Raw genomic sequence first — 15,210 nt, 5'->3', positions numbered from 1 at the left:
AGCGCGAGGGGTGTGAAACCCCTCGCTTCGCCCATAACCCAAGGGCGCAGCATGTCCGATATCCACCCCGAACCGCTGACCGCCGCAGCCTTCGCCCCCTTTGGCGATGTGCTGGACGCCACCGCCGATTTCCGCCTGATCAACGATGGCATGTGCCAGCGCCACCACGACCGCGCCCGCCTCGACTTTGCCGCCGAGACCGACGCGACAAACCGCCCCGGCATCTCAATCTTCAAGGCCACCCCCCGCGCGCTGCCCTACAGGTTCGATCTGATCGAGCGTCACCCCGAAGGCTCTCAGGCCTTCATCCCGATGTCCGAACAGCCGTTTCTGGTGATCGTGGCCGCCAGCCCGCAAGACAAACCGCGCGCCTTCCTGACCAATGGCGCGCAAGCGATCAACCTGCATCGCGGCACTTGGCATGGCGTCTGCACGCCCCTGTCAGCCCCCGGCCTGTTCGCCGTGGTGGACCGCATCGGCACCTCGGCCAATCTGGAGGAATATCGCTATCCGCAGCCGTGGGTGGTGTTAGCCCTCTGAATCCGCAGCAAAAACTTGGGTAAACCGCGCGCCATTAAAGGTATGCGTGCAACAGGCACAACTTGGCACCATGTCGTCCAGCCCCAAATCAGGGGCTACTTTCTCCAGCACATTGGCATCGCTGATCCGCAGCCCGCTCCAATAGCTGCTCTCGCCCAGCCGCACGACATCACGCTCCTCCGCTTCACTGCGCGCCACCAGATGATAAATCGGCTCGGCCCGATCCAAACGCGCCACGGCCTCGGCGCGCACCGCATCCCAATCCTGTCCAAGTTTTGAGATCAAAAACCGATACAGCGGCGTGTAATCCAGCCCATGCTTTTGCCCCGCATGCATCGAGCCACGCAGGCTTTCATCGCTTGCCGCAGCTTTGGTATTGCGCGCCCACCGCGCTTCGCCGCCGCCATGATGCACCCCATGCGTGCGCGTGTTCACGCGGCGATACAGCGGCTCTTTCTGCCCGCCCCTCATGGCCTACAACTTGATATCATACGTCACCCATTTTGCCTTTTCAGCCACCCGGTCATAAAGGCCCCGCGCGCGGTAGTTGTCCTCGGCGGTGATCCAGCGGATCAGCGTCCAGCCCCGCTTGCGCCCGACATCCGCAACCCCCGCGATCAACGCCTCGGCCGCGCCCGATCCCCGCGCCAGCGGCCCGACAAACAGATCATCGAGAAACCCGCCCACACTTGCCGACAAGGGCCGCGCAAAGGCGCGGTAATGCGTGATCCCAACCACCACGCCATCCAGCACCGCGACCAACCCCTCGGTGCCATGCGCAGGGTCCATCAGCCAGCCCCAGACCGTGGCCCGCATCGCGTCAGTCTGCTCCACGCCGTAAAACCCCGCATAGCCCGCATAAAGCGCAGCCCAAGCCGCATGATCTTCCGCTTGCAATGCTCTGATTTCCAACATGATCCGCTCCTTCTTGACCGATAGCAAAGCCTAGCCAAAGCCCGAGCGCCGCGCTAGTCTGCTGCGATGAAATTGCTCAGTTACAACATCCAATACGGGTTTGGCGCAGACGGTCACTATGACCTCTCGCGCGCGGCAAAGGTCATCGACGGTGCCGATATCATCGCCCTGCAAGAGGTCGAGCGGCACTGGTCGCGCACAAACCACGACGACCAGCCCGCGATTCTAGAGCGTTTGCTGCCGCACTATTACACCGCCTACGGCCCGGCGTTTGACATGGATGCCTCGACCATCGACGGCCGCCGCGTGATCAACCGCCGCCGCCAGTTCGGCACCATGATCCTGTCGCGCTGGCCGATCATCTGGACCCGCCTGCACCTGCTGCCGATGCGCCGGATGATCACGCCGCTGAACACCCAGAACCCCGCGCTTGAGGCGATGATCCACACGCCGCTTGGGCCCATCCGGGTGATTTCATTGCATCTTGCGCATGTCGGGGTCGAAGAACGCCTGACCCAGATCGACCATCTGCTGGCTTTGCACGCTGGGGCGCATCACACAGGCGGCCCGTGGAGCGGCGCGGATGACGAGCCGTCCCGCAACTGGACCGAGAGCCAACCCGAACCCAAATCTCCGCCAACCGCGATCTGGATGGGCGATTTCAACTGCGAGCCGGGCAGCGTCGAGCATGCCCGCATCACGGGCCACACCCCCTACCACCCCGGCGCGCTTTACGCGGACGCCTTGACCAACGCTGTCGCCCATTTGGGCCAAACCCTTCATACGCATGAGAAAATCATCGCCGGGAAGACCCGCCTGCGCCAGTTGGACCATTGCTTTGTGACGGGCGACCTGACCCCGCATCTGCGCCGGGCTTGGACTGACAACGCGCAGATCGCCTCGGATCACCATCCGCTGTGGGTGGAGATGGCCTGAACCCCTGCGCGACGCAGGCTGCTCTTGCCCGATTTGTCCCGCGACAAATCGGGCCGCGCCTGCCTGCCCCCGGCAGGCGCGAGTCCGCGCCCGCCCAGGCAGCCGCGCCCCGATTTTCACAGCAACGGTTTGCGGCACAACTCCGCTTGCTCAACGGCCTTCAGCCTTATGAGCAACAAACCGGCAAACTCTGCCCCGCAGAGTTTGCTTTCGGTTCGGGCCCTACACTTTCGCCAAAACCCCCTCAAACGCCGCCAGAAAGTGATCGACATTGGCCTTGGAAAACACCAAAGGCGGCCTGATCTTCAACACGTTCGACCTTGGCCCGGTGGCCGAGATCAACACCCGCGCCTCCCTCAACCCATTGACGATCCGCGCGCAGGTCGCGGCATCGGCCTTCAGCGGCCCGCCCGCGACAATCTCTTGCCCCAAAAACAGCCCTGCTGCCCGCAAAGGCCCCAAACACTCAAACCGCCCGGCCAGCCCGCGCAGGCCATCGGCGAAATAGCCGCCCACAACCCGCGCGTTTTCCTGCAAAGCCTCAGACTCAATCACCTCCAGCACCGCCATTGCCGTCGCGGCCGCCACCGCATTGCCGCCAAACGTGTTGAAATAGCGGGCTTTTGCCCCAAAGGCCGCGATCACGCGCGGTTGCATCACCAGCCCCGCCACCGGATAGCCATTGCCCATCGGCTTGCCCAAGCTCACCATGTCCGGCACGACCCCATGGCGCTGAAAGCCCCACATCGTATCGCCACAGCGGCCAAATCCCGGCTGCACCTCGTCAGCGATGAACACGCCGCCCGCCGCCCGGATCGCCGCAACCGCAGGCGCCAGAAATCCCGCAGGCCCCTCAAACACCCCATCCGATGAGAAAATCGTATCAACGATCAGCCCCGCAGGCTTGATGCCATGCCGCAGCATATCGTCAATCGCCGCCTGCACTTCCGCCGCAAAAGCCGCCCCCAGATCGCCCTGCATCCGCAACGGATCGGGCGCGCGGACGGTGCGCACATGCTCGCCCAAAGCGACGCCTTCACCAAGGCTGGGAGACATGCCCGCAATCGCGTAAGTCACGCCATGATAAGCATTTTCTGTAACGATAAACCCGGTGCCACCGGTATGCGCGCGGGCAATCCGAAACGCCAGATCATTGGCCTCGGACCCGGTGCAGGTGAACATCACATGGCTTAATTCCGCTGGAAACGTCGCCAGCAACCGCTCGGCATAATCCAGCACCGTGTCGTGCAAATACCGCGTATGGCTGGACAGGATCGCCGCCTGCTTCGCGGTTGCCGCCACCACGGCAGGGTGGCAATGGCCCACAGACGCCACATTGTTATAGGTATCCAAGTAAGCATTGCCGTCGCCGTCATACAGCCAAACGCCTTCGCCGCGCACCAGATGCACCGGGGTTTCATAGAACAAGCGATAAGCCGGCCCCAAAGCCCGCGCCCGGCGCGCCACCAAATCCTGATCCGCCGCCGACAGATCGCCACGGCCCGGCACATAGGCGTTGATCATCGTTCCGTCGTTTTTCATAAGGCCTCCAAGGCGTTCAGCAGATCAAGGCGCGGCAGCGCGGCCAAGGCGGTCAAGCCTTCGCGTGCAGTTGCCATATTGCGCAGAATATAGGGCGCGTTGTCAGGGTAAACCTTGGCGCGGGCCGAGGCCACGGTGATCGTGGTCAGCATCCGCGTCGCCACCATATCGGCAAACAACCGGCGCTCGGTCAGGGTCAGCGGCAAGGCGGAGTGATAGGCACGGGCGAAATTCAACAGGCTTTCCAGCGGGCGGGCAGGATCGACGCAATAAGACGCCGCAATCGCCGCATCGCAGATCAGCGGCGTATGCACCATATCGCCGAAATCGAGGATGCCCGCGATCTGGTCAGGATTATCCTGCGACACCAACACGTTATGCGGATTTAGATCATTGTGCACCACTTGCCAACGCAAACCCGCCAGTGCCGGGGCAAGCGCATCAAAGCGGTCCAGTGCTGCCACGGCCAGCGCCTGCAAATCATCCGGCACCGCAGGCAACATCGGGCGCAAGGCACTGGCCTGCTTGATATCCCATTGCAAGACATAGCCCGCCGCCGGATGCGAAAATCCGGCCAGCCCCTGCGTCAACCGCGCCGCCATCCGCGCCATATTCGCCGCCTGCGCCGGGGTGCGCGGCGTCATGTGCTGCGGCGTGCCCTCCAGATAGGTCAGCAACCGCAAAGTGCCCTGCGCGATCTGGGCCTCGGTCCGGCCGGTGACACTGCGCATCACTTTTGGCACCGGCAGCCCCGATGTCTCCAGATGCAGCAGCGCCTTGGTCTGGAAATCGGTGACCTCGACCGGCTCGGCAGGGTTGGCGAGCTTTAGCACATAGGCCTGCCCCGGCGTGGTGATCCGCAGGTTCAGATCACGCTCGGATGTCAGGCGTTTGATCGCCCCCGCAACGCCAAAATGCAGACGCGCGATGTCTGCGGCCTCGGTATCGCTCAGCTGTGGTGGGGCAGAGGATAACACCTCACCCAAGCGCGTATCTGTCATTGAAACCCCGGATCTGCTCGGCTGCATCAGGCCCGCCGGACGCCGAAGTGTCAAGCGCCCGACCGCTGATTTGATCGCATCGGGCAGGGGGCAGATGTCTTAACAAAATATGAAGGGCGTCCCGTAACCATTTGAAATTACATGGCGCGGCGGCCTGTCCACGCGTGGACACGCCGCCGCGCCACGCCCGCGCCCTTGCCCCACGCGACAGTTGCTCTACTCTGTCAGCCAACACAGGAGCCCGCATGCCCCCCGTTCTTATCGTCGCCCACGGCCAACCCTCCAACCCCGGCCCCGCTGCTGCTGATCTGGCCGATCTGGCCGCCAAAATCGCGAGCCACCTGCCCGGCCAAACCGTGGCTTCCGCCACCCTTGCCGAACCCGACGCGCTAAGGGACGCCATAACCAAACTTGGCCCCGGTGGGCTGCTGTTTCCGATGTTCATGGCCGGAGGCTGGTTCACCCGGATCAACCTTCCCGCGCGCCTGACCGCCGCAGGTGCGCAAGGATGGCAGGTTCTGGAACCGCTCGGCTGCCTGACAGCGCTGCACGATCTGGCCGTAAAAGTCGCAGCCGAGGCGCTGCAAACCCACCACGGCCCGATCATCCTTGCCGCGCATGGCTCGTTCAAAAGCCCGGTCCCGTCGGATGTCGCCAACCACGTCGCAGCCCAGATCCGCGCCGCTTTGGGCTGTCAGATCGAAACCGCCTTCATTGATCAAGCGCCGCAGCTGAAAGACCTGGCCCCCCTCGGCAGCCAATCCATCTGCCTGCCGTTCTTCGCAGCCGCAGGTGGCCACGTCACCACCGACATTCCTGCAGCCTTGGCCGAGTCTGGGTTCAAGGGCCTGCTCCTGCCCGCGCTTGGCTTGCGCCCGGAAATCCCCGCCCTGATCGCTGCAGCCATCGGCGCGGCCACCCCGGTGTGCCAGCAAGACTGTCGGTTCCGAAAAGCCTAGACAGGTTGCCGCCAAGGCCCAAGCAACCTCTGGCGGGGATATTCAAGCCGCGATGTTGACCAAGAGCGTAAGCTTGGCAATTTCATACTGGCCCAAATATTCCCGCCGGAGGCTTCAACCGATCAACGGCGCGCCTTAAACGGTATGCAGATACAGGTCGAAATCCACTTCCGACACCGTCCGCATCACCCGCGCATATTCCGCCGCTTTGATCGCGGTGAAGGTGCGGTGCATATCTTCCCCCAAGGCGGCTTTCAGAAAGCTTGACGCCTTCGCGGCCTCGATTGCAGATCTCCAATCAACTGGGATCGGCGGCGCATCAGACGTGTCGGTATAGCCGTTTCCGGTGGTTTCCGGCCCCGGATCCATCTGGTGCGCCATGCCATGCCGGATACCCGCCAGCACCGTCGCCGCCACCAGATAGGCATTGGCATCCACCCCCGCCGGGCGGTGTTCAATACGGCGCGCCCGGATGTCGCCTGCGGGGATGCGCAATGCCACCGAGCGGTTGTTGACGCCCCAAGTGGGCGATACCGGCGCGTAAGAGTTCGAGGCAAACCGCCGCCAAGAATTCGCGTGCGGGGCAAAGATCAGCATGGATTCAGCCATCGTGGCGCGCAGGCCACCGATGGCATGCAGGATCGCGGCGTTATACTGGCCCTCGACCGCTTCGATGAAGATGTTCTTGCCCGCATCATTCAGCATCGAGACATGGAAATGCATCCCCGACCCGGCGTAATCCTCATTCGGTTTCGCCATGAAGCAGGCGGTAACACCATGTTGGCGGGCGTGATAGCGCACCATCCGCTTCAGCCGCAACAGATCATCCGCCGCCTGCATCACATCCTCGCGGTAGTGCAAGGTCAGCTCGTATTGCCCCGGTGCAAATTCGGAGATCAGGGTTTCTGCCTTGATCCCGGCCTTCGCCGCATCGGCGTAGATGTCGTTAAACAGTGGCAACATACCATGCAACTGATCCACCGAATACACATCGGTTTTCGAGTTGCGCCGCCCATCGAGCACATCGCGGGCCGGCACCATTTTGCCATCCGGGCCGCGCTCATTGGCCAGCAGAAAGAACTCCAGCTCAAACGCCCCTGCGGGATGCAGGCCCTCGGCCGCCAGCGCATCGACCTGACGTTGCAGCGCATGGCGGGGATCCGAACTCATCGGGGTGCCGTCGAGGTTATAGACGCACATCAGCACCTCGCCGCGCGGCGGAGTGCTGGCGTGGATCGGGCGCAGGGTGCCGGGCAGCGGCCAAGCGCGACGGTCGCCATCGCCTTCGTCCCAGATCAGCCCGGTTTCATGGACATCCTCGCCGCAGATATCGAGGCCCAGAATCGAGATCGGCAGATGCCGGCCGGATTTGAACATGCCCAGCAATTCGTGACGCCGGATGATCTTGCCGCGCCCGATGCCATTGGCGTCGTGCAGCACGATATCAAACGCCTCTATTTCGGGATGGGCGTCAAGAAAGGTTTCGGCCTCGGTGACGGTCGAGCCAGACGGGCTTTGCGGGTTGGGCGAAGTTTGGGTCATGAGGATCTCAAAACAACTCAGAAAGGGTTTCGTCGAAAGCGGCGATCAGGCGGTCAACCTGCCGCTTTTTGGTGGCGGGACTGATCAGCATCATATTGTGAAAAGGTGCGATCAGGCAGCCACGGTTCAGCAGCGCGACATGCAGCGCGGATTCGACTTGCGGCTGATGGGCCATGGCGGCCTCGGTGCCGTTTTGCAGCGGGCCGGGGGCGCAGATGAACTCTACCCGGGCGCCAACCCGCACCACATGCCACGGCGCTTTGTGGCGGGTGATGGATGTCGCAAGGCCAGCAGCCAGCCGATCTGCCAACGCTTCCATATGGGCGTAGTTTTTCGCGGTCATCACCTCTGACAATGTGGCCTTCAGGCACGCAAACTGCATCGGATTGGCCGAAAGCGTGGTGCCCATGCCGGAATGGCCGGGCGCGCGGGCCTCGTTGGCGGCGGCGTAGCGGGCGGCGGTTTCGGGGGTCAGCCCCCAAGCGGCGGTGGGCATGCCGCCTGCGACGCATTTGCCGACGACAAAGATATCAGGCGCAAGATGATGCACCCCGGTATAGCCACCCAAACCGCTCGAGATCGTATGCGTCTCGTCTATCATCAGCAAAGCGCCGTATTTCAGCGACAGCGCCCGCAGACCGGCATGAAAGCCGGGGTCGGGCAGCACCATGCAGGAATTGGTCATCACAGGCTCGGTCAGGATCGCCGCGATATCGCCCCTAGCAAGCGCGGCTTCAACGCCCGCCAAATCGTTGAATTCGCAGGCCACAGCGCCCAAAGTCAGGTCGGCCACTTGCCCCATCAATCCGGCGCGGTTGTGCGTGGTGCAATTTGACAGCTCAACCATCACATCATCAACGGTGCCATGATAGCAACCATTGAACACCAAGATCTTTGCCCGCCCGGTGATGGCACGGGCAACGCGGATGGCAAAGCGGTTGGCATCGGTGGCGGTGGTGGCGATCTGCCAATGGAAATCGCCAAACCGCTCGGTCAGCAGGCGGCCAGCCTCTAAAGCATCCTCGGACGGCAGCATATAGGTCAGCCCGCGCCCAGCCTGACGGCGGATCGCCTTGGCGACTGGGGCAGGGGAGTGTCCGAACATGCTGCCGGTGTCGCCCAGACAGAAATCGTCGATCTCATAGCCGTCAATATCGGTGATCCGCGCGCCCTTGGCCTTTGTGATCAAAGGCAGATGCGGCATCGGCCAGTCTTTCATCCAATGCAAAGGCACGCCATCGAGAAAGGCATCGGCCCCAAGATCCAGCGCCGCGCGGGCCTTTGGGCGGCCCTGTGCGAACCGCTTGGCCTCGCGGGCACGCAGCTTTTCCAGACGTTCGGGGCGGATACCAGCGATCAACGTGTCGGGCAAAGATTCGGACATGGGGCTGCACCTTTCAGGAGATGCCGCCTTATGCCAAATAATTTGATCAAAAGAAAGAGGCCCGACTGCTGCGCCGAAATCGGAATTCGCGCGAATTCCGGGAACGATTTTCGCGCGAAAATCGGCTACCTTGCCACCCGCACCTCGATCATTCTGGGGCCGGTATGCGGCTGGGTCAGCGCGGCGTGCAAAGCCTCGGGGTCAAGCGGCACGCTGGCAAACGGCAGATCGCACGCGGCGGCAAAGGGTTCCATATTCAGAGGTGAGGGAGAGCATCCGATCACCTCGGTATTCGCGCCGCGCATCGCATCGGCGATTTCACCAAAGGCCGCGTTGTTCCAGACGATATAGGTGATTGCCAACCGCTCATCGACCGCCGTGCGCAGCTCGCCCGGGCTGAATTGCAAGCCGCCATCGCCAATCAGGCAGACCACCTCTGCGGTCAGAGCCGCCAAAGCCGCGCCCACCGCAGCGCCCGGACCGTAGCCCAAAGCGCCAAACCCCGTTGCCGCGTTGAACCAACCGCCTGCGCGGTCGTGGTCGTAATAGAGGTTTGCGGCATAGATCGCTTGCGTGCTGTCGCCGACGATCAGCGCGCCGGGCATCGCGGCGCGGATGGTTTCCACCATCTCCAGCCGCCCCGGCATCAGCACGTCCAGTTCGGCCAGTTCCGCCCGCGCAGCTGTGCGCGCCATTTCGGCCCGTGCAGCACCATCCGCCTGCTTGGCCGACACCTGCGCAAGCAGCCCCGCCATCACCGCGCCCGCATCACCCTGCAGCGCCACGCCTGCCTTGTGCCGCGCCAATTGTTGCGCGCAGATATCCACCCGGATCATCCCCGAGACATCGGGAAACCCGCCGCGCACATACATGTCGTAGTCGGTCGGCCCAAATTCGGTGCCGATCGCCAACACCTGATCCGCCGCCGCGATCAACGCCCGCGGCGCATCCAAGCTGGGCGAGGCCGGCACCACCAGCGGATGACCATACATCATGCCGCGCGCGTTCACCGTCTGGATCACCGGAGCATCCAACCGTCCAGCCAAAGCCCGCAACGCCGCCTCTTGGCCGCGCGCACCGCCACCGGCCAAAATCACCACCCGCGCCGCCGCCTCCAGCCGCGCCACCGCAGCCCCCAGATCTGGCACCGCCGCCACGGGCAGCGCAGCCGGAGCGGGCAGGGCGTCACATTCCAACGGCATCACATCGGTCGGCACCTCGATATGCACTGGCCCCGGTCGCCCGGTGGCCATCGTGGCAAAGGCCCAGTCCAACACTTCGGCCACCTCGGAAGCGTCCTTGATCTGCCGCGTCGGGCACAAGGGCCGCACCATTGCCGCCTGATCTGGCAACTCGTGCAGCAACCCCAGCCCCAACCCCAGCGAGTCACGCCGATTGACGCCTGAGATCACCAGCATCGGCACCGAATCCGCTGCCGCTTGCCCCATCGCGGTCAAAGCGTTCAAAATCCCCGGCCCGGTGATCACCAAGGCCACGCCGGGTTTGCCCGACACCCGCGCATAGCCATCCGCCATGAAGGCGCAGCCCTGCTCGTGCCGTGCTGTCACATGCCGCACAGGCGATCCCGACAGCCCGCGATACATCTCAACCGTATGCACGCCGGGGATACCGAAGATTACCTCGACCCCGCGCGCAGCCAAGCCTTCGACCAGACGCTCACCAACCGTTTTCATGCTGCCATCCCTTGCTTGCGCGCCGCATAGGCCGCGATCCGGGCGCAGGCTTCGGCGATCTGCGCATCGTCCTGCGTCAGGCTGACCCTGATCCAGCCCGCAAGGGCCGCCCCAAAGCTTTCGCCCGGCATCACCGCCACAGCTTCATCGGCCAAAAGCCCCAACGCAAAACACTCGCCACTCAGGCCGGTTGCGTTGATATTCACCACCGTGAACATGCCGGCATCGGGCATATGCACCGCTAAGCCATTGACACCATGTAGCTTATCATAAATCAGCGCCGCCCGCCGTGCGAAACGCTCCGCCATGCCGCGCGCCACTTCCGACGGGGCCGAGACCGCCAAAGTCGTCATATCGGCGATGAAAGGCTGGTTGCCGAACAGCATGGTTTCTGCCACCGGCAACAGCCGCGCGGAAAACTCTTCTGGCCCCACGCACCAGCCCGAGCGAAACCCCGGAGCCGCATGGGATTTAGAGATCGAGGCCGCAACCACCACCCGATCCGCCAGATCGGCTTGGTCCAGCGGCGAGGCAAACGTGCCGCCCGCGAACACCAGTTCCTCGTAAACCTCGTCGCTCAGCAGCCACAGATCATGGGCTTTCGCCAGCGCGCCCAAGGCGGCAATCTCATCCGCCGTCAAAATTGCACCGGTCGGGTTGTGCGGCGTGTTCAGAAAAATCATCCGGCTGCGCGGAGTGATCCGTGCCGCCACATCCGCCGCCTGCATCCGAAAGCCATGCTCTGCGCGCAACGGCACTGGCACCGCCACGGCCCCGGTCGCGGCAATCAGCCCCTCATAGGTCGCATAAAGCGGATCACCGATCAGCACCTCGTCGCCCGGCCCGGTCAGAGTCAAAAGCACTGCGTAAAGCGAGGTCTGCGTTCCCGGCAGACAGGCGATCTGCTCGGTAGAGATCGCCCGACCTGTGCGGGCGGAATAGCGCGCGGCCAACGCCTCCAGCAACGCAGGCTCGCCGCGACCATTGGAATAACCCAGACGCCCGGCATCCATTGCCCGCTTGGCCTCGGTGATCAGCGCGGGCGGGGTTGCCACATCAGGCTCGCCAATCGTCAATTGAATAACAGACTTGCCTGCCGCCTGCATCTCTTTGGCGCGGGCATGCACCTCCCATTTGGCACCGCCAAGATGGGCGAGGCGATCCGTGATGGCGGCGTATTTCATGTTTGGGTCCGATCTGGTTGGTAAGCAGCGGCAAGCGCAACATTCAAGATCGCCCCCACCGAAGTCAGGGCAATGTCGATGATCTCTGCAGTGGCAAACGCCTCTGGCAGGATGGAGCCTTCCAGCCACAAGCCGTCAATCACGCCGTTGCAGGCGATAGACTCGCGCCGCAACTGCGCCTCAGAAGCTTCACGGGGCAGGGCGGCAATCAGGGATTGCAGCATATTGCGGAAGGAAAAATAGTTGGTGGTATGCACCTCGCGCATGGCGGGGTCGCGGCGCACATCATGCAGAAACGCCGCCCACAGCCCCACCGCCACCGGATCTGCCACCGGCGGACTGACCGAAGCCGCAACAAAACGTGCCAGCCGCGCCAGCGGATCAGCCGGCGCATGCAACAACACCGATGCACTGTCGCCGATCATGTCTTCCATCAGCCGCTGATAGGCGACGCGGGTCAGATCTTCTTTCGAGGTGAAATAATGCCGGATCAACCCCGGCGTCACCCCGGCCCGATCAGCAATCGCGCGCACCGTTGCCGCATGAAGCCCGCCTTCGGCGACCAGATCAAGCGCTGCCGCGATCAGATCCTCGCGGCGGCGTTCTTCACTTTCCCGACGGTAAGGGCGGCGGTGCGACATGCAGGGCTTCTTATTATACGTCTGTGTAATTCAAATCTAATATGCGGCGGAGTCTGCTTCGTTGCAAGCCATTCGAACAATTTTGCGGCAGTTTGCGCGGAGATTCACCAAAGCGCGCAGGCTTTGATCTGCGATCACACTACCGCAGAAATGGCCGCTCAGATAGCCAATGTTAGTGGCAAAAGGCGGGCGGGCCTAGCCGTCTGGCCGCTGGGAGGCACGTTTGGCAACCTGTTCGGCCCGCGCTACGTCTTTGTGAATGATCACATCTGTCTGCGGATAGGCTTCCAGAATAGCGCGGCGCAAAGCGGCGCCAATCGCATGGGCGTCGTGCAGACTTTGCGCGCCATCCAGCTCGATATGCAAATTGACGAACACCTTGCTGCCCGCCATGCGGGTTTTCAGATCGTGATGGCCATGCACGCCCGGCCACTTGTCTGCAAGGGCGGCGATGCCTGCGACGATGTCCGCATCTGCTGTGCGGTCCATCAGCGCATCAAACGCGCCTTTGCCGATCCGCACCGCGCCGACCACCATAATCGCTGCCGCCGTCAGTGCCACCACCGAGTCGATGCTGCCCAAGCCAAAGCTTTTCGATGCCCAAAGCGAGATGATCGCGCCCATATTGGGCAAAAGATCGCCCATGTAATGCAAGCGGTCCGCCGCCACCACGCGGCTGCCAGTGCGCCGTGCCACGCGGCCCTGCCACCACACCAGCGCCACGGTCAAGGCAACCGAGACGCCCATCACCAGCATCCCCTCGCCTTCGCCCGCCAGATGCGCCTCTGTGGGCCCCAACAGACGTGCGACCGAAGCCCAAGTGATCACACCCGCCGAGATCAGCACGAAAAACGCTTGCCCTAACGCCGCGAGATCTTCGGCCGAGCTGTGGCCAAAGGCGTGATCCTCGTCAGCGGGTTTTGCGGCGTAAATCAGCGCTGCCATCGCGCCCAAGGACACCATCAGATCCATCGCACTGTCCGCCAGCGACGCCGCCACCGACAAAGAGCCGGTCGTGCCATAGGCCCACAGTTTCAGCCCCACCATCACCGCAGCAATCGAGACCGAGGCCAACCCCGCCGAAATGTTCAACTTCATGCTGGCCGCAGTGCTCATGTTCCGCTCCTGATTCCCAAGCATCCGAAACTCGGACCCGCGCCCTATATCCCTGGCCAAACAACCGCAAGCGGATCAGTCGATCACTTCGCCCGGATCGACCCCCCAAAGCGCGGTTTTCAGGATCCATCCCTTTTCGCCGCCGGTGTTCACCCGACACCAATCGGCATTGCACTCCATCAACTTGCCGATCACGCCCAACTCGGCCTGAAACGCCACCCGCGCCTGTCCGTCGGGGCTGTCGCGGAATTCTGCCATATCCTGCGTCACCAGAACCGACCGAGACCCCGACAACAGGTTGAACTGCATCCACCCGCCCATGCCCTGATAATCTTCAACCCGCCGCCAGCGGTCATATTCCGCCGTGATCCGCAGCGGCATGCCTGCTGTGGTGAACACCCAGTCGATGCGATGCGTCATCCCCGGCCCACGCCGCACATTGCCCTCGCGCCCCTTCAGGCTGACATAGCGCGGCAAGGGCAGGTTGGTCACCGGCCCTTTGTTTGGATCGCGCGGCGCCTTGTCATCCGCCTTTGGCAGAGCGTCGTCAGCTGGCATCTCTTCCTGAGCATTTGCCCGCGTGGCCGCCAAACCTCCCGCCAGCCCGCCCGAAAGCACCGCCGCCATGCCCGCTAAAAACTGTTTCCTGTTCATCCCGCCGCGCCCCATTACAGACGGGGGCTTGTGCCTCGCCCCGCTTCCCGCCACTTTGCCACTGTATACGCTGATTTGGAAGTGCAGGGAGGCCTCCATGCCCGCAACACGCTTAAACGTTGTCGTGACACGACGTTTGCCCGAAGCCGTTGAAACGCGGATGAAGGAATTGTTCGATGTCGAGCTGCGCGACCCCGACACCGCCATGAGCCGGGATGATCTGGCAAGCGCGATGCGGCGCTGCGATGTCCTTGTGCCGACGATCACCGATCAGATTGATGCAAGCCTGATCGCGCAAGCGGGCGACAGGCTGAAACTGATCGCCAATTATGGCTCGGGTGTGGACCACATTGATGTCGCAACCGCCCGCAGCCGTGGAATACTGGTGTCAAACACCCCCGGCACGGTGACGGACGATACCGCAGATATGACGCTGGCGCTGATGCTTTCGGTCACACGCCGCATCCCCGAGGGCCTTTCGGTGATGCAGGCGGGCGGCTGGCAAGGTTGGTCGCCTATGGCCAATCTGGGCGGTCGCATCGGGGGGCGGCGTCTGGGCATCCTTGGCATGGGGCGGATTGGGCAGGCTGTGGCCCGCCGTGCCCGCGCTTTTGGCATGCAGGTGCATTACCACAACCGCAAACGCCTGCGCCCCGAAATCGAGGCAGAGCTAGAGGCCACCTATTGGGAAAGCCTTGATCAGATGATCGCCCGCATGGACATCATCAGCGTCAACTGTCCACACACGCCATCAACCTTTCACCTGTTGAACGCGCGGCGGCTGAAGCTGCTGAAACCGACAGCGGTGATCATCAACACCTCACGCGGGGAAGTGATCGACGAAAACGCGCTGGCACGCGGGCTTAAGGCGGGCGAGATCGGCGGCGCGGGCCTTGATGTCTACGAACACGGCACCGAGATCAACCCGACCCTGCGCGACCTGCCCAATGTGGTGCTGCTGCCGCATATGGGTTCGGCCACGGTCGAAGGCCGGGTCGAGATGGGCGAGAAGGTGATCATCAACATCAAGACCTTTGCCGACGGCCACCGTCCGCCGGATCAGGTCGTGCCGGGGATGCTGTAAGGCGAATCGCGGGGCCGG

15 protein-coding genes are annotated in these 15,210 nt (G+C 63.0%); 4 read left to right on the top strand and 11 right to left on the bottom strand.

From position 1 onward, the window contains the following. Positions 1-51: 51 nt before the first annotated feature. On the top strand, positions 52-540 hold the full coding sequence (locus QQJ98_RS07870) for an ureidoglycolate lyase (protein ID WP_284324803.1): 489 nt from the start codon (positions 52-54) through the stop codon (positions 538-540). On the opposite strand, the gene QQJ98_RS07865 is transcribed toward QQJ98_RS07870, so the two are convergent. Beyond that, positions 529-1,011: a hypothetical protein gene (locus QQJ98_RS07865; protein ID WP_284324802.1), complete on the bottom strand. Its 483-nt coding sequence runs from the start codon at positions 1,009-1,011 to the stop codon at positions 529-531. The two genes, QQJ98_RS07870 and QQJ98_RS07865, sit on opposite strands and share 12 nt — an antisense overlap. A 3-nt stretch (positions 1,012-1,014) precedes the next feature. Next, the gene (locus QQJ98_RS07860; protein WP_284324801.1) at positions 1,015-1,455 is read right to left on the bottom strand and encodes a GNAT family N-acetyltransferase; all 441 of its coding nucleotides are present in this window, start codon (positions 1,453-1,455) and stop codon (positions 1,015-1,017) included. Between the two features lie 66 nt (positions 1,456-1,521). Here QQJ98_RS07860 and QQJ98_RS07855 point away from each other — a divergent pair, with 66 nt between their 5' ends. Then, entirely contained in the window at positions 1,522-2,391 is an 870-nt protein-coding gene (locus tag QQJ98_RS07855) for an endonuclease/exonuclease/phosphatase family protein (RefSeq protein ID WP_284324800.1), read from the top strand. 222 nt (positions 2,392-2,613) lie between these two features. Here the strand turns inward: QQJ98_RS07855 and QQJ98_RS07850 are convergent, their stop codons facing one another. Together QQJ98_RS07850 and QQJ98_RS07845 are read right to left on the bottom strand one after the other, a co-directional pair. Further along, positions 2,614-3,933 carry an aspartate aminotransferase family protein gene (locus tag QQJ98_RS07850; protein ID WP_284324799.1) on the bottom strand — a complete coding sequence of 440 codons (1,320 nt, stop codon included), beginning with the start codon at positions 3,931-3,933 and terminating at the stop codon, positions 2,614-2,616. Further along, complete coding sequence (locus tag QQJ98_RS07845) at positions 3,930-4,934, bottom strand: phosphotransferase (RefSeq protein WP_284324798.1); 1,005 nt, start codon at positions 4,932-4,934, stop codon at positions 3,930-3,932. The genes QQJ98_RS07850 and QQJ98_RS07845 overlap by 4 nt, the downstream gene beginning before the upstream one ends. A 245-nt stretch (positions 4,935-5,179) precedes the next feature. Here QQJ98_RS07845 and QQJ98_RS07840 point away from each other — a divergent pair, with 245 nt between their 5' ends. Further along, complete coding sequence (locus QQJ98_RS07840) at positions 5,180-5,893, top strand: CbiX/SirB N-terminal domain-containing protein (RefSeq protein ID WP_284324797.1); 714 nt, start codon at positions 5,180-5,182, stop codon at positions 5,891-5,893. A gap of 135 nt (positions 5,894-6,028) precedes the next feature. Here QQJ98_RS07840 and QQJ98_RS07835 read toward each other — a convergent pair whose 3' ends face one another. The 7 genes from QQJ98_RS07835 to QQJ98_RS07805 form a co-directional block, all read right to left on the bottom strand. Continuing rightward, positions 6,029-7,435, bottom strand: coding sequence for a glutamine synthetase family protein (locus tag QQJ98_RS07835; protein WP_284324796.1), 1,407 nt, complete (start codon positions 7,433-7,435; stop codon positions 6,029-6,031). 7 nt (positions 7,436-7,442) lie between these two features. Further along, positions 7,443-8,819: an aspartate aminotransferase family protein gene (locus QQJ98_RS07830; protein ID WP_284324795.1), complete on the bottom strand. Its 1,377-nt coding sequence runs from the start codon at positions 8,817-8,819 to the stop codon at positions 7,443-7,445. Positions 8,820-8,944: 125 nt separating this feature from the next. After that, the gene (locus QQJ98_RS07825) at positions 8,945-10,513 is read right to left on the bottom strand and encodes a 5-guanidino-2-oxopentanoate decarboxylase (protein ID WP_284324794.1); all 1,569 of its coding nucleotides are present in this window, start codon (positions 10,511-10,513) and stop codon (positions 8,945-8,947) included. Further along, the gene (locus QQJ98_RS07820) at positions 10,510-11,697 is read right to left on the bottom strand and encodes a pyridoxal phosphate-dependent aminotransferase (RefSeq protein WP_284324793.1); all 1,188 of its coding nucleotides are present in this window, start codon (positions 11,695-11,697) and stop codon (positions 10,510-10,512) included. Before QQJ98_RS07820 ends, QQJ98_RS07825 begins: the two co-directional genes overlap by 4 nt. Next, a complete protein-coding gene (locus QQJ98_RS07815; RefSeq protein WP_284324792.1) occupies positions 11,694-12,338 on the bottom strand; it encodes a TetR/AcrR family transcriptional regulator in 645 nt (214 codons plus the stop codon). The genes QQJ98_RS07820 and QQJ98_RS07815 overlap by 4 nt, the downstream gene beginning before the upstream one ends. A gap of 195 nt (positions 12,339-12,533) precedes the next feature. Further along, positions 12,534-13,454: a cation diffusion facilitator family transporter gene (locus QQJ98_RS07810; RefSeq protein WP_284324791.1), complete on the bottom strand. Its 921-nt coding sequence runs from the start codon at positions 13,452-13,454 to the stop codon at positions 12,534-12,536. A 75-nt stretch (positions 13,455-13,529) separates the two neighbouring features. After that, positions 13,530-14,108 (bottom strand): SH3 domain-containing protein, encoded by a 579-nt coding sequence (locus QQJ98_RS07805; RefSeq protein WP_284324790.1) that lies wholly within the window; start codon positions 14,106-14,108, stop codon positions 13,530-13,532. 97 nt (positions 14,109-14,205) lie between these two features. Here QQJ98_RS07805 and QQJ98_RS07800 point away from each other — a divergent pair, with 97 nt between their 5' ends. Then, positions 14,206-15,192 carry a 2-hydroxyacid dehydrogenase gene (locus QQJ98_RS07800; RefSeq protein ID WP_284324789.1) on the top strand — a complete coding sequence of 329 codons (987 nt, stop codon included), beginning with the start codon at positions 14,206-14,208 and terminating at the stop codon, positions 15,190-15,192. The last annotated feature ends 18 nt before the right edge of the window (positions 15,193-15,210 follow it).

Origin of the sequence: Cypionkella aquatica, assembly GCF_030161095.1 — a bacterium.
Lineage (GTDB): Bacteria > Pseudomonadota > Alphaproteobacteria > Rhodobacterales > Rhodobacteraceae > Cypionkella > Cypionkella aquatica.
This window is presented reverse-complemented; position numbering and strand designations above follow the sequence as displayed.